Raw genomic sequence first — 22,773 nt, forward strand, 5'->3', positions numbered from 1 at the left:
CGAACCGTGTCACGCGACCTTTAAGGAAACGTTCGATTTAGTCCGAAAACTCAAAGCCATCCACGGCGTTTGAACCACAGCAGCGGCCCGGCCGCGGCGATCACCATCAGCGCCAGGGCGAACGGGTAGCCGTGCAGCCAGTTGAGCTCGGGCATGTGGGCGAAGTTCATGCCGTAGATCCCCGCCACCAGGGTCGGCGGCAGGAACATCACCGAGAACACCGAGAAGATCTTGAAGATGGCGTTCTGCTCGATGTTGATCAGGCCCAGGGCCGCATCGAGCAGGAAGGTGATGTTGCCCGACAGATAGCCAGAATGGTCGGTGATCGACTGGACGTCGCGCTGCAGCGACTTGAGGTGGTCGCGCAGTTCCTTGTCGCCCTCGAACTGGTCGGCCAGCGAGGCGAAGCTGAGCAGGCGAGCCAGGCTGACCAGGCTGTCGCGGGCCTTGGAATTGACGATCTGGGCCCGGCCCAGGCGGTTGAGGATCGCCTCGAACGCCGCGCCGCGCGGCCGGCTGAAGATGATCCGCGACTGGGTCTCGACCTCGCTGGAGGTGCGCTCGAGGATGTCGGCGGTGCGGTCGATCACCGCGTCCAGCAGGCCCAGGAACGTCTGGGCGCCGCCGGGGCACAGGCTGGGCTGGCGTTCGGCCTGGGCGGCGAACACCGCGAACGCCTTGGGCTCGACATAGCGGATGGTGACCAGCCGGTCGCCGGTCAGCACGAAGGTCACCGGCGCGGCGGTCGGCAGGTCGCCGTCGGCGTTGACCAGCACCGTGGCGGTCATGAACGTGCCGCCGTCTTCCTGGTAGAGGCGCGAGGAGGCCTCGATCTCGGCCATCTCCTCGCGGGTGGGCAGCAGCAGGCCGATCGACTTCTCGACCGCCACTTCCTCGGCGCGGGTGGGGCTGACCAGCTCGATCCACACCGCGTCGGCGGGCAGCGCCCAGTCGGGCGTCAAGCCGCCGGGCTCGAAACCCGGCGCGCCATGGCGCAGCACCCTCAGCATGGGACACCAGCTTTGTTCACGCCCCGGGCATGACCCAGAGCGCGCACGGCGTCAACGCGGAGCTTGCGGCTTGTCGGCGTCCTGCGCCTGGCCCGAGGATTGCGACTGCGAGATCAGGGCGGCGATGCGGTCGGTCGAATCGGCGGCCTGGTTGATCATGTCCAGCGGCGAGCTGGCCCGCACTGAGGCTGCGACCTGGTTGGCGGCCGACTTGGCCAGCGTGACGGCGGCGTTCTGGGCCAGGGCCAGCTTGCTGGTGGCGGCGGCGATCGTGACCGCCTGGTTGTTCTGGTAGATGAAGCCGTGGGTCGGATAGACGGTCGTGCCCAGGTCGCGGATCGGGTCGTACCAGACCTTGACCTGGCTCCAGTCGCCGGCCGGCGAGACATCGACGACCGTGACGTCCTTTTCGATCTGGCCGCGGCCGCCGTCGATGATCGACCAGTTGGCGTGGGTGACCTGGATCACGCGGTCGGTCAGCACCTGGCTGACGAAGGCGACGTGGCCGAGGTTCATGCGGCCGGTGGGCTTGAAGCAAAGCACGGCCCCGGCGCGGGGCACGAAGCCGGTGTCGTACTTGCCGACCGCCTGGCTCCACCAGGTGCGGGCGTCGCCGAAGATCTGGATGCCCGACATCAGACGCGCGAACGGGACGCATTGCCAGTACCCGTCGGCCATCGCGCCGGACATCGGCACGAGGCTGATCATGGCGGCGGCGGCCAGGGAACCCCAGAGGGTTCTCGTCCGTTTCGTCATGCTGTGGGTACTCCCCCGCGTCACTGGGCTAAGGGATAACCCTGACAGGGAAATATGAAAAGTCTGTTTATTAGGCTTTCGCCGTGGCAGGTCGCCGCTGACGCCAGCCTTTCACCCAAGCTTTCATGCGCTCGCGGGCCGGCTTTTCGATGATGTGATACGACATCGCCGACAGCGGAACCAGTGCGGCGACAATCAACAGCCAAGCATAGAACGACAGCTGATCGCCCTCGATCTTCAGAAGCTTCAGCGCGGCATTGACCGCCAGGATCTTCCAGGGGATACAGATCATGTAGGTCGAGTAGCTGATCTCGCCCAGATACACGAGCGGAGCCTGAGTCGCGAAGCTTGAGCCAGCCGCGGCCAGGGCCGCCAGCATGACGATCAGCCCCCCCAGGGTCATGACGATCACCGGGTCGGGCGCCTTGAAATGCACGGCCAGCAGCACGGCGGCGCCCGCCAGACAGGCGCCCAGGCCCGAGAAGCGGCCGGTGACGGCGCCCGAGCGCCACAGGGCGTGCAGGGCGCAGCCATAGGCGAAGCACGGGACGATGCGCAGGAAGCCCCAGCGGATCGTCGCCTCGGTCAGCGGGAAGCCGGCTAGGGCCTGGAAGGCCGGATAGAGGGCGGCGATCAGGACCAGGGCCAGGCCGACGGCCAGGCGCGGCCGCTCGCGCAGCCGCCAGGCGGCCCAGGCGAAGGCCGGGAAGCTGAGATAGGCGAACCATTCGGCCGAGATCGACCACGACGGATGGTTCCAGCCCGAAACCGGCGCGAAGCCCCAGGCCTGGACCAGCAGCAGGTTGGCCGGCAGGGCGCTCCAGGCCAGCATGTTCTGGTCGACGGCGATGCCAGCCAGGCCCGCGGCGGCGGCCATCAGCCCGACGCCCGCCAGGGTGACCAGGTGCAGCGGATAGACCCGCGCCAGCCGGTTCCACAGGAAGTCGCCATAGCGGAACGTCCCCGTCCCCACGCCCTGCAGATAGACGTGGCACAGGATGAAGCCCGACAGGGTGAAGAACGCCTCGACCCCCAGATAGCCCTTGCCGATCATCGCCGGCGGAACCGCCGTCGAGAGGTTTGGCCAATAATGGTACAGCACCACCCAGAAGGCGGCGAAGAAGCGAAGGGCCGTCAGGGGCTTGATATTGGCGGCGTCTGGCATCATCTCGACTCTCGGTTTGGCGAAGCCTGGGGGCTTCCGTCGCGTTCCTTGCATGAACGGCGCCTACGGAGGGGTAGGCGATGACGCGTTTTCCGAACTCGAGCTTAGATCGGTACGATGAACGAACTCCTTCACCTCGTCGCGGACCCCGCCGCCTGGGCGGCCCTGGTCACGCTGATCGTCATGGAAGTCGTGCTTGGCATCGACAACCTGGTGTTCATCTCCATCCTCTCCAACAAGCTGCCGCCGGAGCAGCGCCAGAGGGTGCGTCGGATCGGCATCTCCCTGGCCCTGATCATGCGGCTGGTCCTGCTGTCGACCATCGCCTTCATCGTCGGCCTGACCGCCCCAGTGTTCGACCTGGGCCTGACCGGGCCGCTGTCGCACGGCGAGCCGACCTTCGAGACGGCCTTCTCGTGGCGTGACCTGATCCTGATCGCCGGCGGCCTGTTCCTGATCTGGAAGGCCACCAAGGAGATCCACCACAATGTCGATCCAGACGCCGACGAATCCGCCCCGGACGTCAAGACCGCGGCGATCTCGAACGTCGGCGGGGCGATCTTCCAGATCATCCTGCTGGACATCGTGTTCTCGATCGATTCGATCCTGACCGCCGTCGGCATGACCGACCACCTGCCGATCATGATCGTCGCGGTGATCGTCGCGGTCACGGTGATGCTGCTGGCCGCCGATCCGCTGGGCAATTTCATCAACGACAACCCGACCGTGGTCATGCTGGCCCTGGGCTTTCTGCTGATGATCGGCGCCGTGCTGATCGCCGAGGGTTTCGGGGTGCACGTGCCCAAGGGCTACATCTACGCCGCCATGGCCTTCTCGGCCGGCGTCGAGGGCCTGAACATGCTGTCGCGGCGCAAGGGCGCCAAGAAGGGCTGATACGGCCGGGGACAGGCGCATGCGCCTGTCCCCGATCCAGCTCGGAGCGACTTGCGAACCATTCGACACGCCCGCATGTAGCGGCGCGCCGACACGTGGGGATGCGATGACCGCCCAGACCTTCACCGACACCGAGCGCCGGACCACCCTGGCCGGCCTGCTGATCGTCTTCCTGCTCAGCGCCCTGGACCAGACGGTGGTCTCCACGGCCATGCCGCGGATCATCGCCGAGCTGAACGGCCTGACGCTCTATTCGTGGGTGACCACCGCCTATCTGCTGACCTCGACGGTGATGGTGCCGATCTGGGGCAAGCTGGGCGACATCTATGGTCGCAAGCCCGTGCTGCTGGCCGGCATCGCCATCTTCCTGGCCGGTTCGTGGCTGTCGGGCCTGTCGGGCGAATTCGGCGCGGTGCTGGGCATGAGCGGCATGGTCCAGCTGATTGTCTTCCGCGCCCTGCAAGGGATCGGCGGCGGGGCCCTGTTCACCACCGCCTTCGCGATCATCGCCGACCTCTATCCGCCGCGCGAGCGGGGCAAGTTCGCCGGCATCTTCGGCTCGGTGTTCGGCCTGGCCAGCGTGCTGGGTCCGCTGATCGGCGGCTATTTCACCGACCATGGCACGGTCCACCTGGGCGGCCACCTGATCGCCGGCTGGCGCTGGGTGTTCTATGTCAACCTGCCGCTCAGCCTGCTGTCGCTGTTCATGATCCTGGTGAAGATGCCGCCGCTGGAGCACCGCCGGTCCGGAGCGGTCGACTATCTTGGCGCCATCCTGCTGGTCGCCGCCTTCGTGCCGCTGCTGCTGGCCCTCAGCCAGGGCGGCCACGACTTCGCCTGGAGCTCGCCCCAGGCCCTCGGCCTGTTCGCCTTCGCCGCCGCGGCCCTGGCGCTGTTCCTGTACGCCGAGACCAAGGTCAGCAATCCGCTGTTGCCCCTGCGCCTGTTCGCCAACCGGGTGTTCGCCACGGCCAATCTGGCGGGCTTCCTGATCTCCATGGCCTTCCTGGGGGTGGTGACCTTCCTGCCGCTCTACATGCAGCTGGGCCTGGGGGTGAACGCCACGACGTCGGGCCTGGCCATCCTGCCGCTGATGGGCGGGCTGATCGTCTCGTCGACCGGCGCGGGCCAACTGGTTAGCAAGACCGGCCGCTACAAGCCGCTGATGATCGCCGGGGCGGTGCTGCTGCTGGTCGGGATCGGGCTGCTGACCCGGGTGACCGCCCACACCACCCTGCCGGACCTGTGCTGGCGGATGGCCATCGTCGGCCTGGGCCTGGGCCCCGGCCAGAGCCTGTTCAACCTCGCCACCCAGAACGCCGTCGAGGTGCGCGACATCGGCGTGGCCACCAGCTCCAACCAGTTCTTCCGCCAGATCGGCTCGACCATCGGGGTGGCGCTGTTCGGCGCCCTGCTGACCCACCGCCTGGCCACCGAGGGGCAGGGTTTCGACCTGGGCTCCCTGCAGGGCCTGGCCTTGAAGGCCACGGCGCAGGGCGCGGCCCGCCATGCCGACCCGGTGCTGGCCCAGGCCCTGACCCACGCCATCACCGGCGTGTTCGCCGCCGGCCTGCTGGTGATCGCCGCGGGGCTGGTGGTGATCTTCCTGATCCCCGAACTGCCGTTGCGGAGCCGGCAACCGGGACCGGAGCCGGTGCTGGAAAAGGAAGCGGTCTGAGATCGGGTCGGGGACAGGCGCGTGCGCCTGTCCCCAGCCTCATCCGCGACTATAGAAAACTGTACGGGTCGACGTCGAACACCACGCGCACCGAATTCGGGACCTTGGCCCGGGCCCGCCAGGCGGCCAGGAAGCCCTGCAGGTCCACCGTCCGGTCGGCCCGGACCAGGAAGCGCTTGCGCCGCCGGCCGCGCACCAGGGCCAGGGGCGCGTCGGCCGGGCCGAACACCTCCACCCCCTCGGCGTTGGGCGTGGCGGCCGCCAAGGCGTTGCAATACGCGTCCAGGGCCACCGGATCCGGTCCCGAGGCGATCACCGCCGCCAGCCGGCCGAACGGCGGCAGCCCGGCCTCCTGGCGCATGGCCATCTCGGCCTCGACGAAGGCGTCGCGGTCCTGGGCCTTGAGGGCCTGCAACACGCCGTGCTCGGGCGCGTAGGTCTGCAGCAGCGCCCGGCCGGGCTTCTCGTGCCGCCCCGCCCGTCCCGCCGCCTGGGCCAGCAGTTGGAACGTCCGCTCGCCGGCCCGCAGGTCGCCGCCGCGCAAGGAAAGGTCGGCGTCGACCACCCCCACCAGGGTCAGGTTGGGGAAGTTGTGGCCCTTGGCCGCGGCCTGGGTGGCCACCAGGATGTCGATCTCGCCGGCCGCCATGCTGTCGACCAGGGCCCGCGCGCCCGCCGCGTCGAACACGGTGTCGGACGAGAACACCGCGATCCGGGCGTCGGGGAACAGGTGGCGCGCCTCCTCCTCGACCCGCTCCACCCCGGGGCCGATCGAGGTCAGGCTGTCCTTGGCCCCGCAGTGCGGGCAGGCCTCGGGCTTCTTCATCGAAAAGCCCGTCAGGTGGCAGACCAGGCGGCCGGTATAGCGGTGCTCGACCAGCCAGCTGTCGGTGTCGGGCGACTTCATCTTCTCGCCGCAGGCCCGGCACAGCACCAGCGGCGCATAACCCCGGCGATTGAGGAACAACAGAGCCTGCTCGCCGCGCGCCAAGGCGACCGACACCGCCTTGACCAGCGGCGGCGACAGCCAGCGGCCGGGCTCCGGCGGGGTCTCGCGCATATCGATCAGGTCGATGTCGGGCAATTGCGCCGCGCCGTGGCGAGCGCTGAGCCGCAGCCAGCGATAGCGGCCCTGCTGGGCGTTCCACAGACTTTCCAGCGAGGGCGTGGCCGAGGCCAGCACCACCAGCGCGCCCTCGATCTTGGCCCGGGCTACTGCCAGGTCGCGGGCCTGGTAGATAAAGCCCTCCTCCTGCTTGAACGAGCCGTCGTGCTCCTCGTCGACCACCACCAGCCGCAGCTTGCGGAACGGCAGGAACAGGGCCGAGCGGGCGCCGATCACGATCCGCGCCGCGCCCGTGGCCACGCCCTCCCAGGCCCGGCGACGGCGAGGCGGCGAGACCGCCGAGTGCCACTCGACCGGGGCCACGCCGAAGCGGGCCTCGAAGCGGGCCAGCACCGCCTGGGTCAGGGCGATCTCGGGCAGCAGGATCAGCACCTGGCTGTCGGGGTCGGCGGCCAGGGCGGCGGCCACCGCCTCCAGATAGACCTCCGTCTTGCCCGAGCCCGTCACCCCGTCCAGCAGGGCCGCCTGGAAGCCGCGGGCCTCCAGCATCTCGGACAGCACGTCGGCCGAGGCCCGCTGGCTGGGATTGAGGGTCTGCGGCGGACGCGACAGGTCCGGCTGGGGAAAGCTGGCGTCAGGCTCGATCCAGGTGACGGCCAGCACGCCCTCGTCGACCAGGCCCTTGACCACCCCGGCCGAAACGCCGGCGGCGGTCGCCAGGGCGCCCGAGGCCAGCGGGCCATGCTCGGCGGCGGCCAGCACCTTCAGCCGCGCGGGAGTCATCTTGGCCGGCTGAGCCCCGGTCAGCACCAGGGCCTTGTCGGGCTTGGCGGCCGGATGGCGCAGGCCGCGCAGGGCCATGGCCAGGGGCCAGCCGGGAATGTCGACCGAATAGCGCGCGGCCCACTCCACGAAGGCCAGGACGCCGGGCGGCAGCGGCGGGTCGTCGACGCGTTCCAGCACGGGCTTGAGCGGCCGGTTGCCGCCGGTCCCGTCGCGCAGCCCCGTCACCACGCCGCGAATCACCCGCGGGCCCAGCGGCACGGTCACGTGGTCGCCGACCGCCAGCCCCAGGCCTTCCGGCTCGGCGTAGTCGAACGCCTCGGGCAGCGGCATGGGCAGCAGGACGGAGGCGATGCGGGGCATGGGACCAGACATGGGGACGATCGGGTTCTGCCTCGGAAACGTCCCCAGGTCGAGAGGACCCGTGGCCGCGCCATCAAGCCGCTGTTAACCGACTTGGGGCTTCATCGGTGTCGCCCCGGCTGTGAACGATATGGGGACGAAGTGTGAACGGAGTAGGCCCGCCCCATGACCGACGCGACGCAAGCCAGGCTGTTTCCGGTGGTCGACCCGGCGCTGGTCCGCGACTTCCTCAGGGCCGAGCCCGACTTCCTGCACGGTGATCCCGACCTGCTCAGCGACCTGGGGCTGCGCCCGGACGCCAGCAACATCGTCGACTTCGGCCCCGCCGCCCTGGCCCGGGTCTCGGCCGCCCACGAGCGCGAGGCCCTGGTGCGCCGCCAGATCGAGGCCACCGCCCGCGCCAACTTCTCGGCCCAGGCCCAGACCCACGCCGCGGTGATCGACCTGCTGGACGCCCGCAACCATTCCGACCTGGCCCGTCGGGTCGACGAGATGGCCATTCTGCGCTTCGGCCTGGCCGCCGGCGTTGTCGTCCTGGAAGGCCCGGGCCGCGTGCCCGCCGGCTGGCACGCCCTGATCGCCGGCCAGATCGACATGACCATGGGCGAGCACGGCGTCGCGCGCATGGGCTTTCACGCCCCGGCCCTGGGCCTGTTCGGCGACCGCATCCAGGACATCAGGAGCATGGCCCTGGTCCGCATGGCTCTCTGGGAGCCCTCGCGCCAAGGCCTGCTGGCCTTCGGCTCGGCCGATCCCGAGGGCTTCACGGCCGACATGGGCACGGACCTGGTGGCCTTCCTGGCCCGGGTCGTCGAGCGCACGGCCGAACGCTGGCCGATCCTGTGACGGCTCTCCTCCCCCGCGACGGGGAGGATACGCGCAAACTCCACAACGGTTGTCATCCCGGGCGGAGCGAAGCGCAGACCCGGGACCAACGCCTGAGCGCAGGCGCTTCCGGCGGTCCCGGATCGGCGCGCTGCGCGCTTGTCCGGGATGACAGGCTTTTGGGGATAACGAGATGAACATCCCCGCCACCGCCCGCTCCGCCCTGACCGCCTGGCTGGATCATCTGGCCAACGAAAAACGCGCCTCGCCGCGCACCGTGCGGGCCTATGGCGACAACGTCCTGGCCTATCTGAACTTCCTGGAGCGCCATCGCGGCGAGACCCTGTCGGTCGCCGAGCTGGGCGGGATCTCGGCCGCCGAGCTGCGCGCCTACCTGGCGTTCCGTCGTGAGCCCCCGCCTTCCCAGAATGGCGACGATCGCGACGGCCTGTCGCCGCGCTCGCTGTCGCAGAGCCTGTCGTCGATCCGAGCCTTCCACCGCTATCTGGACCACCGGCTCGACACGCCCAACGCCGCCATCGGCCTGGTGCGTGGGCCGCGCATCAAGGCCGGGGCGCCGCGTCCCGTCTCCGAAGACCAGGCCCACGGCCTGATCGCGGAGCTGGCGCTGGATCCGGACCGCGAGGACTGGGAAGCGGCCCGCGACGAGGCGGTGCTGACCCTGCTGTGGGGCTGCGGCCTGCGGATCTCCGAGGGCCTGTCCCTGGCCCGCCGCGACGCCCCCCTGGCCGAAAGCCTGCGGATCACCGGCAAGGGCGGCAAGACCCGGATCGTGCCGGTCCTCGACATCGTCCGTGAGCGGATCGACACCTATCTGACCACCCTGCCCTTCGCCCTGGAGCCGGACGATCCGCTGTTTCGCGCCAAGCGCGGCGGGCCGCTGTCGCCGCGGCACGTCCAGGCGACCATGCAGAACCTGCGGAGCCGCCTGGGCCTGTCGGACCGGGCCACGCCGCACGCCCTGCGCCATTCGTTCGCCACTCACCTGCTGGGGGCCGGCGCCGACCTGCGCTCGATCCAGGACCTGCTGGGCCACGCCTCGCTGTCGACCACCCAGCGCTACACCCAGGTCGACGCGGCGGGCCTGCTGGCGGCCTATGGCAAGGCGCATCCGCGGGCGTGACTAGGATGGGTGACTAGGATGGGTGACTAGGATGGGGACACGCACGAGTGCATGTCCCCGGCCCTACAAATCCCTGGCCTCCAGCTCGGCCAGCAGCACCGCCAGCCGATCCGCCTCGGTCTGTACCGCCGCCGACACAAACGGCGACGGCAGGTCCGTGCGGGCGGTGGGCGGCGAGCGCGTCACCTGCACCAGGTTGACGGTCTCGTTGGGGTCCCGCTCCAAGTCGTACATCTCCCATTCCTGGGCCGCCCGTCCGGACGGGTCGAAATAGCGGCTGAGCTTGTGGCGCGCGGTGCGCACGCAGCGCACATGGTTGGGCTGGCGCACCGAGCCCGGCGCCAGGTTCACGGCCGGATGGTCCTGGTTCACGGTGTCGACCACCCGCTTGTAGACCTCGAATTCCTTGTCGCACTTGAGATTGGCCGGGTCGTCGTTCGAGGGCGACGGGGCGGTGATCTCGTCGTCGGTGATGAACAGCACGCCCTGGCGCTCGCGGCCGTCCGGCTCGACCACGCGGTGGGTCTCGCCCATCAGCAGGCCCGACAGGTCCACGCCTGGCAGCGGCGGCACGGGTCGATGGCGGCCCAGGTCTTCGGCGATCGTCGCCCGTTGCTCGGGCGTCACCCCGGCCAGGCCCAGCACGGTGGGCAGGATGTCGATATGGCTGGTCAGGGCGTCGATCTGGCGCGGCGTGAAGCCCAGCGGCCCGTCGCTGTCGCCCGGCTCGTTCTCGACCACCCGGGTCGAGGGCGGGAAGCGGACGACGACCGGCACGTGCAGCGCCTCCTGGTAGGCGGTGTGCCACTTCTCGATCATCATGCCATGGGCCGCCCCGTACTCGCCGTGGTCGGCCAGGAAGATGACGATGGTGTTCTCGGCCTGGCCGGTCTCCTCCAGCGTTTTCAGGACCGCGGCCACGTGGGTGTCGACGATCGCATGGAGCCAGGCGTAGAGCTGCAGGAACCCCAGGGCGTAGCGCTCGGGCTCCTCGCTCAGCTGGAACGGCAGCACCCCGTTCAGGGCCTGCTGGACCGCGATCCGCATCGACCGCTCGTCGTCCAGCAGGTCGGGACCCGGCAGGTCGGGGAACTTGTCGTCGATCTTGGTCTTGGCGGTGTTGACGATGTTGAAGCCGGTCTTGGCGTTCAGGGCCAGGCCCACCTTGTAGGCGTAGTCGTGCTGGCAGCTGGGCTTGTCGGCCAGGGACTCGTTCTGGGTGGGCGAAGGCCTGGCGCAGTCCTGCGGGAAGCCGCCTTCGTTCAGCGCGATCTGGATCGTGCCAGCGGTGGGCGGCGGCGTCTTCTGACCCGCCAGCGGCGTCGTCAGCGGACCGAAGATCGACTGCGTGCCCGAATTGTCCGGCGTCGGAAGCGCCTGGGCGATCACCGCCGGATAGGTGGCGATGTCGTGGGGATTGGTGAACGAGGCCACCGCGAACCAGGGCGGGATGGCGTCGATCTCGGGTCCGGCGGCGTAGGGGTCCTGCGCCTGCTCGACGGCCTGGGCGCGGTTGTAGTTCAGGGCCAGGGCCTTGCGGCGGATGAAGGCACAGGCCTGGTCGGTGAAGCCCACGTCGCGATAGACGCCCAGATTGTTGATCGCCGCCCCATGCGGCTCGGGATACGACTCCTCCCAATCATCGAAGCCGTAGCGGTCGAGCGAGTGCTCTGGCGGGTTGCTGACGTGCCACTTGCCGAAATAGTGGGTGGTGTAGCCGGCCGCGCGCATCCAGGTCCCCAGGGTGGGAACGCCGTCGGCCGCCAGCCAGGGGAAATTGTAGGAATCGCCGCTCTTGAACAGGCCGTCGGTCTGGGTGACCCCCGTTCTGGTCCCGTACTGGCCGGTATAGATCGTCGCCCGGCTGGGCGTGCAGGCGCTGGCGGCGATGGTGTGGTTGCGCAGCAGGGCCGCGTTCTCGCGCAGGGCCAGCAGGCCGGGGAAGTACTGGGCGTAGGGGTTGTGGGCCTGGTCCTCGCGCTGGAAGCCCAGGATCCGCTTCAGCGGCTCGTCGAATCCGGCTTCGGCCCCGTAGGAGAACCTCGGAAAGCGATACTGGTCGCAGGTGATCAGCAGGATGTTGGGCCGGTTCGCCTGGGCCATGGTTCGCTCTCCCCTCGCGCCGTGATCGGCGCGGCCATGTCGCTGCATGGCGCTTGAAGAATACACTATTAAGTTGAATAGTCGATGCTTGATTACTCCTGATCGTATATCGCCAGGGAGGCGGCGACCACGGGCTGTGACATTCCGTCGCCAAAGGATGGTCAAGCCTTGCAGTTAACTGGCTTTTTACGGCGATGCCCGCTTCTGGACCCCGAGCACCGGAACCCGCCCATCCTTGTGGGATATGACCGGACATGGGGTTAGAGATGAAGTTCGACGATCTGAAGATCTCCGCCAAGGTGGCCTTGCCGGCCGTCATCCTGACCGTGGTGGCCCTGGCGATCACCGGCGTCGGCGCGTGGCAGGCCAGGGTCGCGGAAGCCGCCACCAAGGTGCTCGTCGAACAGCGCGCCCCCGCCGCGCTGGAGGGCTCGCGGTTCAACCGCCGGGTCGTGACCATCGGCTACGCCGCCTACCGCACGATCGCCAACGACGCCGCCTCGCCCGAGGCGAAGCAAGCCAGCGACGAGATCGACAGCGCCTACAGGGAGGGCAAGATCGCCCTCGGCAAGCTCAAGGCCGCCGATCCGGCCGCCGCCAAGAAGGCCGCCGACTTCCAGGTTCGCCTGGACCGTATCTATTCCAGCGCCCGCCAGGGCGCGGATCTGGGCCTGCAGAACGCCAACGACGCGGCCAAGATGGTCATGGGCGTGATCGACCCCGACATCGCCAGCCTGAGCAAGGACATCTCGACCTACACCAACACCCATAGCGACGAGACCCGCGCCATGGTCGACCAGGCCGCCAAACAGGCCAAGACCGGCATGGTGATGACCATCGCCTTCGGCCTGATCGCCTCGGCCGCCGCTCTGGCCTTCGCCCTGTGGATCGGCCGCTCGAAGATCGCGGCGCCGCTGGCGGGCCTATCGCGCACCATGGAGGTCCTGGCCCAGGGGGCGGTGGACGTCGAGGTGGTCGGCGCCCAGCGCAAGGACGAGGTCGGCGCCATGGCCCGCTCGGTCCAGGTGTTCAAGGACAACGCCCTGGCCCTACGCACCGCCGAGGCCGCCCAGCAGCGCGCCAGCGCCGAGACCGACGCCGAGCGCCGCCGCAACCAGGAGGCCGCCGAGGCCGCCGCCCGCGAGCAGGCCTTCGTCATGGAGCATATCGCCACCGGCCTGAACCGCCTGGCCGACGGCGACCTGACCTATCGCGTCGACGCCGACTTCCCCCAGGCCTACCAGCGCCTGCAGAGCGACTTCAACGGCGCCATCACCCAGATGGAAGAGGCGATGCGCACCATCGTCCAGGCCGCCAACAGCATCGGCTCGGGCTCGGACGAGATCGCCTCGGCCGCCGACGACCTGTCGCGCCGCAGCGAACAGCAGGCCGCCAGCCTGGAAGAAACCGCCGCCGCCCTGGACGAGATCACCGCCACGGTGAAGCGCTCGTCGGCCGGCGCCGTCGAGGCCTCGCGCGTCGTCACCTCGACCCGATCGGACGCCGAACGCTCGGCCGTGGTGGTGCGCGGCGCCGTCGACGCCATGAACCAGATCGAGAAGTCGTCACAATCGATCAGCCAGATCATCGGCGTGATCGACGAGATCGCCTTCCAGACCAACCTGCTGGCCCTGAACGCCGGGGTTGAAGCCGCCCGGGCCGGCGACGCCGGCCGCGGCTTCGCCGTGGTCGCCCAGGAAGTGCGGGCCCTGGCCCAGCGCTCGGCCGACGCCGCCAAGGAGATCAAGACCCTGATCTCGACCTCCTCGCAGCAGGTCAGCCAGGGCGTGTCGATGGTCGGCCAGACCGGCGAGGCCCTGCAGGCCATCGTCGGCAAGGTCAGCGAGATCGACGGCCTGGTCAGCGAGATCGCCGCCTCGGGCGCGGAGCAGGCCACGGGTCTCAACCAGGTCAACGCCGCCGTCAACCAGATGGACCAGACGGTCCAGCAGAACGCCGCCATGGTCGAGCAGTCCACCGCCGCCAGCCACGCCCTGAAGGGCGAGGCCAATGGCCTGATGCAGATGATCGGGCGTTTCCAGGTGAGCGGCGCCCAAGCTGCTCAAGGGGGCGTCGCGGTGCGCTCCAGCACCCGCCGGACCGCTCCGCCGACCCAGGTGAACCGTCCAACCCCGCGCCCGGCCATGGCCCCCGCCACCGCCGCCAGCCGCCCCGGCGCAAACCCGGTCCGCGCCGCCCAGGCCAAGCTGGCCGCCTTCGCCGGCTCGGCCCAGCCGAGCTCGGACGACTGGGAAGAATTCTAGGGGCGCTCCTCCCCTCGAGGATCTTGGGGAAGCCCCGCCGTTCGCCCGGCGGGGCTTTTCTTTGAAGTGGACATGGCCGGGGACAGGCCCATGGGCCTGTCCCCGATCCAGGACCCGCCCTCCCATTCGAAAAGCCGGCGGCTCTACCGCCCCGCCGGCCGATCCACGTTGAAGCGGACGGTCGAGGACACCGGACAGCCGTCGACGCTGCGCAGCACGGTCAGGGTGTGGTTGGCCGGCGGCAGGTCGCCGAGTTTCTTCACGTTGGCTCGGGTCGTGGGCTCGGTGTTGACGGCCAACTCGACGCCCGATTCCCGACAGGCCGCTCGCGTCTTGATGGTGGCGCGAACCTCTTCGATGGAACGATAGAACGCCGTCGGGCCCACGATGACCTCGTCGCTCAGCGTGGACGCCGCCGGCGTTGGCGTGGCCTGAAGGGCGGAAGCCAGCAACAGGGCTGACAAAAACATGGCGGGGCTCCGTTTTTCGAACCCCGCCACTCTACGTCCAGTCGAACGCGAACGCCCGTTAATTTAGGGACGGGCCCATCAGGCCTGCATCGTCCAGCCTTCGACGCCCATGGCCGCCTGGCGGAAGGCCTCCGAACGGGTGGGGTGCGGGTGGCAGGTGCGGGCGACGTCTTCCGACGCGCCGCCGAACTCCATGGCCACGCAGATCTCGGCGATCATGTCGCCAACGTTCGGGCCCACGGCGTGGGCTCCGAGGATGCGGTCGGTCTTGGCGTCGGCCAGCACCTTCACGAAGCCGTCGGTCTCGTGGTTGATCTTGGCTCGGCTGTTGGCCAGGAACGGGAACTTGCCGACCTTGTAGGCGACGCCCGCGGCCTTCAGGTCCTCCTCGGTCTTGCCGACCGTGGCGACTTCCGGCTTGGTGTAGATCACACCCGGGATGATGTCGTAGTTCACGTGGCCGGCCTTGCCCGCGATCAGCTCCATACAGGCCACGGCCTCGTCCTCGGCCTTGTGGGCCAGCATCGGGCCGCTGGTCACGTCGCCGATCACCCACACGCCCGGCGCGGTCGTCTTGTAATGGTCGTTGGCGATCACGCCGCGCTTGTCCGGGACGATGCCGACCGTCTCCAGGCCCAACCCTTGAGTGAACGGGCGCCGGCCGATGGCCACCAGCACGTAGTCGGCCTGCAGGGTCTCGGCGTCGCCGCCGGCCACGGGCTCGACCGTCAGCTGGACCTGCTTGTCGCCAGCGGTCGCGCTGGTGACCTTGGAGGCCAGCTTGAACTTGAAGCCCTGCTTGCCCAGGATCTTCTGGAAGGCGTTGGCGACCTCGGTGTCGGTGCCGGGCAGGATACGGTCCAGGAACTCGACCACGGTCACCTCGGCGCCCAGGCGCTTCCAGACCGAGCCCAGTTCCAGGCCGATGACGCCAGCCCCGACCACGATCAGGCTCTTGGGTACGTCGGGCAGGCTGAGCGCGCCGGTCGAGTCGACGATGCGCTTGTTGTCGATGGTCACGCCCGGCAGCGGGGTCGGCTCAGAGCCGGTGGCGATGACGATGTTCTTGGTCTCGAGCACGGTTTCCGTGCCGTCCTCGGCCTTGACCACCACCTTGCCGGGCCCGTCGATGCGGCCCCAGCCCTTGATGTAGTCGACCTTGTTCTTCTTCATCAGGAACTCGACGCCCTTGGTCAGGGCTTCGACGCTCTCGGCCTTCTGGGCCATCATCTGCACCAGGTTCAGCTTCGGCTTGACCTCGATGCCCAGCTTGGCGAACTCGCCGCCGCTGGCGGCCTCGAACATCTCCGAGGCGTGCAGCAGCGCCTTGGACGGCATGCAGCCGACGTTCAGGCAGGTGCCGCCCAGCTTGCCGCGTCCCTCGACGATGGCGGTCTTCAGACCCAGTTGCCCGGCGCGGATCGCGCCGTTGTAGCCGCCGGGACCGCCCCCGATGATGACGACGTCGTATTGAGCCATGGTGGGTCTCTTATCCTAGGAACACCCCGCCGTCCTGCATGCGTCGGGCGGTGGGGCCGAGGGCGCGCCGGGCGCCGGATAAAGCGAAACCCCCGTCCGCCGGGACGAGGGTTCCAAGCGGACTACAGCTCCAGCAGCAGGCGCTGCGGGTCTTCCAGGGCTTCCTTGACCTTCACGAGGAAGGTCACCGCGCCCTGGCCGTCGACCACGCGGTGGTCGTAGCTCAGCGCCAGGTACATCATCGGGCGCACCTCGATCTTGCCGCCAACCACCATGGCCCGCTCCTTGATCGCGTGCATGCCCAGGATCCCCGATTGCGGCGCGTTGAGGATCGGGGTCGACATCAGCGAGCCGTAAATGCCGCCGTTGGTGATGGTGAAGGTGCCGCCTTGCATGTCCTCGATGGCCAGCTGGCCGTCGCGGGCCTTCTTGCCCAGGGCGCCGATGGCCTTCTCGATCTCGGCCAGGCTCAGCACGTCGGCGTCGCGGACCACTGGAACGACCAGGCCCTTGTCGGTGCCGACGGCCACGCCGATGTCGTAGTGGTTCTTGTAGACGATGTCGGTCCCGTCGATCTCGGCGTTGACGTCCGGCACGGCCTTCAGGGCGGCGACCACGGCCTTGGTGAAGAAGCTCATGAAGCCCAGCTTCACGCCGTGCTTCTTCTCGAACACGTCCTTGTACGAATTGCGCAGGGCCATCACCGCCGTCATGTCGACCTCGTTGAAGGTCGTCAGCATGGCGGCGTTGTTCTGGGCTTCCTTCAGGCGGCGGGCGATCGTCTGACGCAGGCGCGTCATCTTCACCCGCTCTTCGCGCTCGTGGATGGCGCGCGGCGCGGCCGGAGCGGCGACGGGGGCCGGGGCGTTGGCGCGGGCTTCCAGGGCGGCCAGGGCGTCGCCCTTGGTCACCCGGCCGTCCTTGCCGGTGCCAGCGACCTTCGACAGGTCGAGGTTGTTCTCGGCGGCGACGCGGGCCGGGGCCGGGCTGACCGGGGCGGCGGCCGGAGCCGGAGCAGCGGCCGCTGGAGCGGGCGCGGGGGTCGGAGCCGGCGCGGGGGCCGGAGCGGCCTTCGGCGCGGGGGCGGCCGGGGCGGCGGTCGCGGCGCCGCCTTCGGTCACCACGCCCAGGACCGTGCCGGGAACCACGGTGGCGCCTTCCTCGGCGTTGATCGAGGCCAGGACGCCGTCGGCCGGAGCCACGACTTCAAGGCTGACCTTGTCGGTTTCCAGCTCGACGAGCAGTTCGTCCTTCTTCACCGCCTCCCCGGCCTTCTTGGTCCAGCGGGCCACCGTCGCTTCGGTGACGGATTCGCCGAGGGCGGGGGTCATGATGTCGGCCATGTGGGGTTCCGATGTCTCTTGTTTGGTCCGGGCGGGTTCGGTTCAGGCTCTGAAGGAAGCGATCAGGCGAAGGCTTCGTTCAGGAAGGTCTCGAGTTCTTTCAGGTGGCGGCTCATCATGCCCGCGGCCGTGGAGGCCGAGGCGGGACGACCCACGTAGCGGGCGCGCTTGGCCTTGACGTCGAGCTTGGCCAGGCTGAGCTCGATCCACGGATCCACGAACGTCCAGCCGCCCATGTTCTTGGGCTCTTCCTGGCACCAGACCAGTTCGGCGTTCTTGAAGCGTCCGAGCACGCCCAGCACCGACTTCAGCGGCCAGGGATAGAACTGCTCCAGGCGCACGATGTAGACGTCGTCGCGGCCGGCCTTGGCCCGGGCGTCGATCAGGTCGTAATAGACCTTGCCCGAGCAGGCGATGACGCGGGTGATCTTGTCGTCGCTCTTCAGCGTGATCCCGCCGACGTCGCAGCCGGCTTCGGCGCCGTCCACCATCACGCGGTGGAAGCTGGAGCCGTCGGCCATGTCCGACAGGTTGGACACCGCCCGCTTATGGCGCAGCAGGCTCTTGGGCGTCATGACGATCAAGGGCTTGCGGAACTCGCGGTGCATCTGGCGACGCAGGGCGTGGAAGTAGTTGGCCGGGGTCGTGCAGTTGACCACCTGCATGTTGTCTTCCGCGCACGACTGCAGGAAGCGTTCCAGGCGCGCCGAGCTGTGCTCGGGGCCCTGGCCTTCGTAGCCGTGCGGCAGCAGCATGGTCAGGCCACTCATCCGGAGCCACTTGCGCTCGCCCGAGCTGATGAACTGGTCGATGACCACCTGGGCGCCGTTCACGAAGTCGCCGAACTGACCTTCCCACAGGGTCATGGTGTTCGGGTCGGCCAGCGAGAAGCCGTATTCGAAGCCCAGCACCGCCTCTTCCGACAGGGCCGAGTCGATGACCTCGTAGTGGGCCTGGCCGGGGCGGAGGTTGTTGAGCGGCGTGTAGTGCTCTTCGGTGGTCTGGTCGATGATGTCCGAATGGCGCTGGGTGAAGGTGCCGCGCACGCTGTCCTGGCCCGACAGGCGGACGGGGAAGCCCTCGTCGAGCAGGGTGGCGAAAGCCAGGTGCTCGGCCGTGCCCCAGTCGATGCCCTCGCCCTTCTCGATCGCCTCGCGGCGGTTCTCGATCACGCGCTTGACGGTCTTGTGGGCGTTGATCCGGTCGGGGATGGTGGTGATCTGGCGGCCAAGCTCCAAGAGCCTGGTCTTGGCCACGTCGGTCTTGCCCTTGCGCTCTTCGTCGCCGGGCAGGGCCAGGCCCTTCCACTTGCCGTCCAGCCAGTCGGCCTTGTTGGCCTTGTAGGTCTTGCCGGCGTCGAATTCCTTGTCGAGGAAGTTCTCGAATTCGGTGACCCAGCCGTCCACCTCGGCCAGGCTGGCCACGCCCTCGGCCACCAGGCGGCGGCTGTAGATCTCGCGGGTCGAGATGTGATCCTTGATCTTGGCGTACATCAAGGGCTGGGTCATCGTCGGGTCGTCACCTTCGTTGTGACCGAACCGGCGGTAGCAGAACATGTCGATGACCACGTCCTTGCCGAACATCTGGCGATATTCGGTGGCGACCTTGGCCGCGAAGACCACGGCTTCGGGGTCGTCGCCGTTGACGTGGAAGATCGGGGCCTCGACCATCAGCGCCACGTCCGAGGGATAGGGCGAGCTGCGCGAATAGCGCGGGTTGGTCGTGAAGCCGATCTGGTTGTTGACGATGAAGTGGATGGTGCCGCCCGTGCGGTAGCCCTTCAGGCCCGACAGGGTGAAGCATTCGGCCACCACGCCCTGGCCAGCGAAGGCCGCGTCGCCGTGCAGCAGCAGCGGCAGCACGTGCCCGCGGCCGGCATCGGGCTGTTCGCGGAGGGTGAAGGCCTGCTTGGCGCGGGCCTTGCCGATCACCACGGGGTTGACGATTTCCAGGTGCGAGGGGTTGGCGGTCAGCGACAGGTGGACGCTGTTGTCGTCGAACTCGCGGTCCGACGAGGCGCCCATGTGATACTTGACGTCGCCCGAACCCTCGACGTCCGAAGGCAGGCTGGTACCGCCCTGGAACTCATGGAAGATCACGTGATAGGGCTTGCCCATCACGGCGGCCAGGGTGTTGAGGCGGCCGCGGTGCGGCATGCCGATGACGATTTCCTTCACGCCAAGGGCGCCACCGCGCTTGATGATCTGCTCCAGCGCCGGGATGCAGGCTTCGCCGCCGTCGAGGCCGAAGCGCTTGGTGCCGGGGAAGCGCTTGTGCAGAAAGCGTTCGAAGCCCTCGGCCTCGATCAGCTTCTTGAGGATGGCGACCTTGCCTTCCTTGGAGAACACGATCTCCTTGTCGCGGCCCTCGATGCGCTCCTGCAGCCAAGCCTTCTCGGTCGGATCCGAGATGTGCATGTACTGCACGCCGACGTTGTCGCAGTAGGTGCGGCGCAGGATCGACAGGATCTCGCGGATCGTCGAGGATTCCAGGCCCAGCACATAGTCCAGGAAGATCGGGCGGTCGTAGTCGGCTTCCGAGAAGCCGTAGGTCGAGGGGTCGAGTTCCGGAGCCGAAGCCTTGGGCTCCAGGCCCAGCGGGTCGAGATTCGCGGCTAGGTGGCCGCGCATCCGGTAGGCCCGGATCATCATGATGGCGCGCAAGCTGTCCAGCGTGGCGGCGCGGACGGCTTCGGCGGAGGAACCGGGAGCCTTGGCCTCGATGGCCTTGGTCATCTTGGCTTCGACGGCGGGGGCCACGGTCGGCCACTGGCCGTCGATGGCCGACAGCCATTCGGGACGGACAGCCGGCGCCTGGCGGGGCGTCCAGGCCGGGTCCTGCGCGGCGCGCTTGACCTGGTCGGCCTGGTCCGAAAGCGTGGCGAAGAAGGCGCCCCAAGAGGGCTCGACCGATCCGGGATTCTCCGCCCACCGGGCGTAGAGATCTTCCACGAAGGCCGCGTTGGCCCCGTAGAGGAACGAGGTCTCGGTCAAGACCTGATTGATGATGCCTGCGTCGTCCGCCATCGTCTTTGCCTTACGATCCTTTTACGCCACCGCTACCTGCGTTGCGTAAATATAGTCTCTCAATCACCGGACGCCCGTAGAACGAACGGGGCCCAGGTGATTTTTTCGGATCGTCGACTGGCGGTCGCAAAAAACCTGGGCCCCGCGCGGGGCGGGGTTTCGGTGTCGTGATTAGCCTTTGAGCACCTCGAGGAGGGTTTCGCCCAGCTTGGCCGGCGACGGCGAGACACGGATGCCCGCGGCCTCCATCGCCGCGATCTTGTCTTCCGCGCCGCCCTTGCCGCCCGAGATGATCGCGCCGGCGTGGCCCATATGGCGGCCGGGAGGGGCCGTGCGGCCAGCGATGAAGCCGACCATGGGCTTCTTGCGGCCGCGCTTGGCTTCGTCGGCCAGGAACTGGGCGGCTTCTTCCTCGGCCGAGCCGCCGATCTCGCCGATCATCACGATCGACTTGGTGGCTTCGTCGGCCAGGAACAGCTCAAGGATGTCGATGAACTCGGTGCCCTTGACCGGGTCGCCGCCGATGCCGACGGCCGTGGTCTGGCCGAGGCCCGCGTTCGTGGTCTGGAACACGGCTTCGTAGGTCAGGGTGCCCGAGCGCGAGACGACGCCGACCGAGCCGTTCGAGAAGATCGAACCCGGCATGATGCCGATCTTGCACTGGTTCGGGGTCAGGACGCCGGGGCAGTTCGGGCCGATCAGGCGCGACTTGCTGCCTTGCAGGGCCTTCTTAACGCGCACCATGTCCAGCACCGGGATGCCTTCGGTGATGCAGACGATCAGCGGGATTTCCGCGTCGATGGCTTCCAGGATCGAGTCGGCCGCGAAGGGCGGCGGGACATAGATCACCGAGGCGTCGGCGCCGGTGGCTTCCTTGGCTTCGCCGACCGTGTCGAACACCGGCAGGCCGATGTGGGTCTGGCCGCCTTTGCCGGGGGTTACGCCGCCGACCATCTTGGTGCCGTAGGCGATCGCCTGTTCCGAGTGGAACGTGCCCTGGGCGCCGGTGATGCCCTGGCAGATGACCTTGGTTTCAGAACCGATGAGGATGGACATGAGAGTTACGCAGCCCCTTTGACAGCGGCGACGATCTTCTCGGCCCCGTCCGACAGGTCGTTGGCGGCGATGACGTTCAGGCCGCTTTCCGAAATGATTTTCTTGCCGAGTTCGACGTTGGTGCCTTCCAGGCGGACGACGAGCGGGACCTGCAGGCCCACTTCCTTGACGGCGGCGATGACGCCTTCCGCGATGATGTCGCAGCGCATGATGCCGCCGAAGATGTTGACCAGGATGCCTTTGACGGCCGGGTCGGCGGTGATGATCTTGAAGGCCGCGGTGACCTTCTCCTTGCTGGCGCCGCCGCCGACATCGAGGAAGTTGGCCGGCTCGGCGCCGTACAGCTTGATGATGTCCATGGTGGCCATGGCCAGGCCGGCGCCGTTGACCATGCAGCCGATCTCGCCGTCCAGGGCGATATAGGCCAGGTCGTACTTGGAAGCTTCGATTTCCTTGGGGTCTTCCTCGCTCTCGTCGCGCAGGGCGCGGATGTCCGGGTGGCGGAACAGCGAGTTGCCGTCGAACGACAGCTTGGCGTCGAGGACCCGCAGGTGATCGTCGGCGGTGACGATCAGCGGGTTGATCTCCAGCATGGCCATGTCCTTGGCCAGGAACGCCGTATAGAGCTGACCCAGCAGGGTCGCGGCTTCCTTGGCCAGGCCGCCGGTCAGGCCCAGGGCCTTGGCCAGGGCGCGGGCGTGGGTCGGCCAGACGCCGGTCGCCGGATCGATCGAGAAGGAGTGGATCTTCTCGGGGGTGGCGTGGGCGACGTCCTCGATGTCCATGCCGCCTTCGGTCGAGGCGACGACCGAGACCATCGAGGTCTCGCGGTCGACCAGCAGCGACAGGTAGAATTCCTTGGCGATCGCCGCGCCTTCCTCGATGTAGAGGCGGTTGACCTGCTTGCCCTTGGGGCCGGTCTGGTGGGTCACCAGCACGCGGCCGAGCATCTCGGCGGCGTTGGTCTTGACGTCTTCCACCGACTTGACGACGCGGACGCCGCCCTTGGCGTCGGGGCCCAGGCCCTCGAACTTGCCCTTGCCGCGGCCGCCGGCGTGGATCTGGGACTTCACGACGAACACCGGTCCGCCCAGCTTTTCAGCGGCGGCGACGGCCTCCTCGACGGTGAAGGCGGGATAGCCGCGCGGAACGGGGGCGCCGAACTCTGCGAGGACGGCTTTGGCTTGGTGTTCGTGGATGTTCATGAGGGACCGGTCTCGACGACGGCTTCTGAAAATTGTGGCCGGGTTATAGGAGTGTGATTTCGCAGGCGCAACCGCGCTTGGACCGATTGTTCGGCTGATGTGAAAAAGTGGGTCGGACTCGCGCAAGCCCGGAACCGATTGGA

The 22,773-nt window shown here is 68.3% G+C and carries 16 protein-coding genes; 5 read left to right on the forward strand and 11 right to left on the reverse strand.

The window, feature by feature from the left end; all coding sequences use genetic code 11:
• Nucleotides 1–50: 50 nt before the first annotated feature.
• The 3 genes from ACSQ2G_RS06270 to ACSQ2G_RS06280 all read right to left on the reverse strand — a co-directional run bounded on the left by ACSQ2G_RS06270 (nt 51) and on the right by ACSQ2G_RS06280 (nt 2,931).
• Complete coding sequence (locus ACSQ2G_RS06270) at nt 51–1,010, reverse strand: magnesium transporter CorA family protein (RefSeq protein WP_436029231.1); 960 nt, start codon at nt 1,008–1,010, stop codon at nt 51–53.
• 51 nt (nt 1,011–1,061) lie between these two features.
• A complete protein-coding gene (locus tag ACSQ2G_RS06275; protein WP_436029232.1) occupies nt 1,062–1,766 on the reverse strand; it encodes a CHAP domain-containing protein in 705 nt (234 codons plus the stop codon).
• A gap of 70 nt (nt 1,767–1,836) precedes the next feature.
• Nucleotides 1,837–2,931: an acyltransferase family protein gene (locus ACSQ2G_RS06280; protein ID WP_436030530.1), complete on the reverse strand. Its 1,095-nt coding sequence runs from the start codon at nt 2,929–2,931 to the stop codon at nt 1,837–1,839.
• 117 nt (nt 2,932–3,048) lie between these two features.
• Between ACSQ2G_RS06280 and ACSQ2G_RS06285 the strand changes: the two genes are divergently transcribed.
• Both ACSQ2G_RS06285 and ACSQ2G_RS06290 read left to right on the forward strand, forming a co-directional pair.
• On the forward strand, nt 3,049–3,825 hold the full coding sequence (locus tag ACSQ2G_RS06285; RefSeq protein ID WP_436029233.1) for a TerC family protein: 777 nt from the start codon (nt 3,049–3,051) through the stop codon (nt 3,823–3,825).
• A 106-nt stretch (nt 3,826–3,931) separates the two neighbouring features.
• Nucleotides 3,932–5,503 carry an MDR family MFS transporter gene (locus ACSQ2G_RS06290; protein WP_436029235.1) on the forward strand — a complete coding sequence of 524 codons (1,572 nt, stop codon included), beginning with the start codon at nt 3,932–3,934 and terminating at the stop codon, nt 5,501–5,503.
• A gap of 49 nt (nt 5,504–5,552) precedes the next feature.
• Here the strand turns inward: ACSQ2G_RS06290 and ACSQ2G_RS06295 are convergent, their stop codons facing one another.
• Entirely contained in the window at nt 5,553–7,715 is a 2,163-nt protein-coding gene (locus ACSQ2G_RS06295) for a primosomal protein N' (RefSeq protein ID WP_436030532.1), read from the reverse strand.
• Nucleotides 7,716–7,880: 165 nt separating this feature from the next.
• Between ACSQ2G_RS06295 and ACSQ2G_RS06300 the strand changes: the two genes are divergently transcribed.
• Together ACSQ2G_RS06300 and ACSQ2G_RS06305 are read left to right on the forward strand one after the other, a co-directional pair.
• Entirely contained in the window at nt 7,881–8,561 is a 681-nt protein-coding gene (locus tag ACSQ2G_RS06300; RefSeq protein ID WP_310079906.1) for a DUF484 family protein, read from the forward strand.
• 172 nt (nt 8,562–8,733) lie between these two features.
• Nucleotides 8,734–9,684 carry a tyrosine recombinase XerC gene (locus ACSQ2G_RS06305; protein ID WP_436029237.1) on the forward strand — a complete coding sequence of 317 codons (951 nt, stop codon included), beginning with the start codon at nt 8,734–8,736 and terminating at the stop codon, nt 9,682–9,684.
• A 63-nt stretch (nt 9,685–9,747) separates the two neighbouring features.
• Here the strand turns inward: ACSQ2G_RS06305 and ACSQ2G_RS06310 are convergent, their stop codons facing one another.
• Nucleotides 9,748–11,787: a sulfatase-like hydrolase/transferase gene (locus tag ACSQ2G_RS06310; protein ID WP_436029239.1), complete on the reverse strand. Its 2,040-nt coding sequence runs from the start codon at nt 11,785–11,787 to the stop codon at nt 9,748–9,750.
• A 266-nt stretch (nt 11,788–12,053) separates the two neighbouring features.
• Here ACSQ2G_RS06310 and ACSQ2G_RS06315 point away from each other — a divergent pair, with 266 nt between their 5' ends.
• Complete coding sequence (locus tag ACSQ2G_RS06315; protein WP_436029241.1) at nt 12,054–14,051, forward strand: methyl-accepting chemotaxis protein; 1,998 nt, start codon at nt 12,054–12,056, stop codon at nt 14,049–14,051.
• Nucleotides 14,052–14,194: 143 nt separating this feature from the next.
• On the opposite strand, the gene ACSQ2G_RS06320 is transcribed toward ACSQ2G_RS06315, so the two are convergent.
• From ACSQ2G_RS06320 to sucC, 6 genes are all read right to left on the reverse strand, one after another.
• Nucleotides 14,195–14,521, reverse strand: a complete 327-nt coding sequence (locus ACSQ2G_RS06320; RefSeq protein ID WP_436029243.1) for a hypothetical protein — start codon at nt 14,519–14,521, stop codon at nt 14,195–14,197.
• 78 nt (nt 14,522–14,599) lie between these two features.
• Nucleotides 14,600–16,000, reverse strand: coding sequence for a dihydrolipoyl dehydrogenase (gene lpdA / locus ACSQ2G_RS06325; RefSeq protein ID WP_310079912.1), 1,401 nt, complete (start codon nt 15,998–16,000; stop codon nt 14,600–14,602).
• Between the two features lie 122 nt (nt 16,001–16,122).
• Complete coding sequence (odhB, locus tag ACSQ2G_RS06330) at nt 16,123–17,343, reverse strand: 2-oxoglutarate dehydrogenase complex dihydrolipoyllysine-residue succinyltransferase (protein ID WP_436029245.1); 1,221 nt, start codon at nt 17,341–17,343, stop codon at nt 16,123–16,125.
• 62 nt (nt 17,344–17,405) lie between these two features.
• Entirely contained in the window at nt 17,406–20,369 is a 2,964-nt protein-coding gene (locus tag ACSQ2G_RS06335) for a 2-oxoglutarate dehydrogenase E1 component (RefSeq protein WP_436029247.1), read from the reverse strand.
• 171 nt (nt 20,370–20,540) lie between these two features.
• A complete protein-coding gene (gene sucD / locus ACSQ2G_RS06340; RefSeq protein WP_028038794.1) occupies nt 20,541–21,425 on the reverse strand; it encodes a succinate--CoA ligase subunit alpha in 885 nt (294 codons plus the stop codon).
• Between the two features lie 5 nt (nt 21,426–21,430).
• On the reverse strand, nt 21,431–22,630 hold the full coding sequence (sucC, locus tag ACSQ2G_RS06345) for an ADP-forming succinate--CoA ligase subunit beta (protein ID WP_436029248.1): 1,200 nt from the start codon (nt 22,628–22,630) through the stop codon (nt 21,431–21,433).
• Nucleotides 22,631–22,773: the final 143 nt, after the last annotated feature.

The organism is Caulobacter sp. LjRoot300, assembly GCF_964253875.1.
Lineage (GTDB): Bacteria > Pseudomonadota > Alphaproteobacteria > Caulobacterales > Caulobacteraceae > Caulobacter.

Coding starts and splice junctions, on each gene's coding strand:
- ACSQ2G_RS06280 (WP_436030530.1), bottom strand. CDS start 2,931: ATGCCAGACGCCGCCAATATCAAGCCCCTGACGGCCCTTCGCTTCTTC.
- ACSQ2G_RS06315 (WP_436029241.1), top strand. CDS start 12,054: ATGAAGTTCGACGATCTGAAGATCTCCGCCAAGGTGGCCTTGCCGGCC.
- ACSQ2G_RS06310 (WP_436029239.1), bottom strand. CDS start 11,787: ATGGCCCAGGCGAACCGGCCCAACATCCTGCTGATCACCTGCGACCAG.
- sucD (WP_028038794.1), bottom strand. CDS start 21,425: ATGTCCATCCTCATCGGTTCTGAAACCAAGGTCATCTGCCAGGGCATC.
- ACSQ2G_RS06335 (WP_436029247.1), bottom strand. CDS start 20,369: ATGGCGGACGACGCAGGCATCATCAATCAGGTCTTGACCGAGACCTCG.
- ACSQ2G_RS06290 (WP_436029235.1), top strand. CDS start 3,932: ATGACCGCCCAGACCTTCACCGACACCGAGCGCCGGACCACCCTGGCC.
- ACSQ2G_RS06320 (WP_436029243.1), bottom strand. CDS start 14,521: ATGTTTTTGTCAGCCCTGTTGCTGGCTTCCGCCCTTCAGGCCACGCCA.
- ACSQ2G_RS06275 (WP_436029232.1), bottom strand. CDS start 1,766: ATGACGAAACGGACGAGAACCCTCTGGGGTTCCCTGGCCGCCGCCGCC.
- ACSQ2G_RS06285 (WP_436029233.1), top strand. CDS start 3,049: ATGAACGAACTCCTTCACCTCGTCGCGGACCCCGCCGCCTGGGCGGCC.
- lpdA (WP_310079912.1), bottom strand. CDS start 16,000: ATGGCTCAATACGACGTCGTCATCATCGGGGGCGGTCCCGGCGGCTAC.
- sucC (WP_436029248.1), bottom strand. CDS start 22,630: ATGAACATCCACGAACACCAAGCCAAAGCCGTCCTCGCAGAGTTCGGC.
- ACSQ2G_RS06305 (WP_436029237.1), top strand. CDS start 8,734: ATGAACATCCCCGCCACCGCCCGCTCCGCCCTGACCGCCTGGCTGGAT.
- odhB (WP_436029245.1), bottom strand. CDS start 17,343: ATGGCCGACATCATGACCCCCGCCCTCGGCGAATCCGTCACCGAAGCG.
- ACSQ2G_RS06300 (WP_310079906.1), top strand. CDS start 7,881: ATGACCGACGCGACGCAAGCCAGGCTGTTTCCGGTGGTCGACCCGGCG.
- ACSQ2G_RS06295 (WP_436030532.1), bottom strand. CDS start 7,715: ATGCCCCGCATCGCCTCCGTCCTGCTGCCCATGCCGCTGCCCGAGGCG.
- ACSQ2G_RS06270 (WP_436029231.1), bottom strand. CDS start 1,010: ATGCTGAGGGTGCTGCGCCATGGCGCGCCGGGTTTCGAGCCCGGCGGC.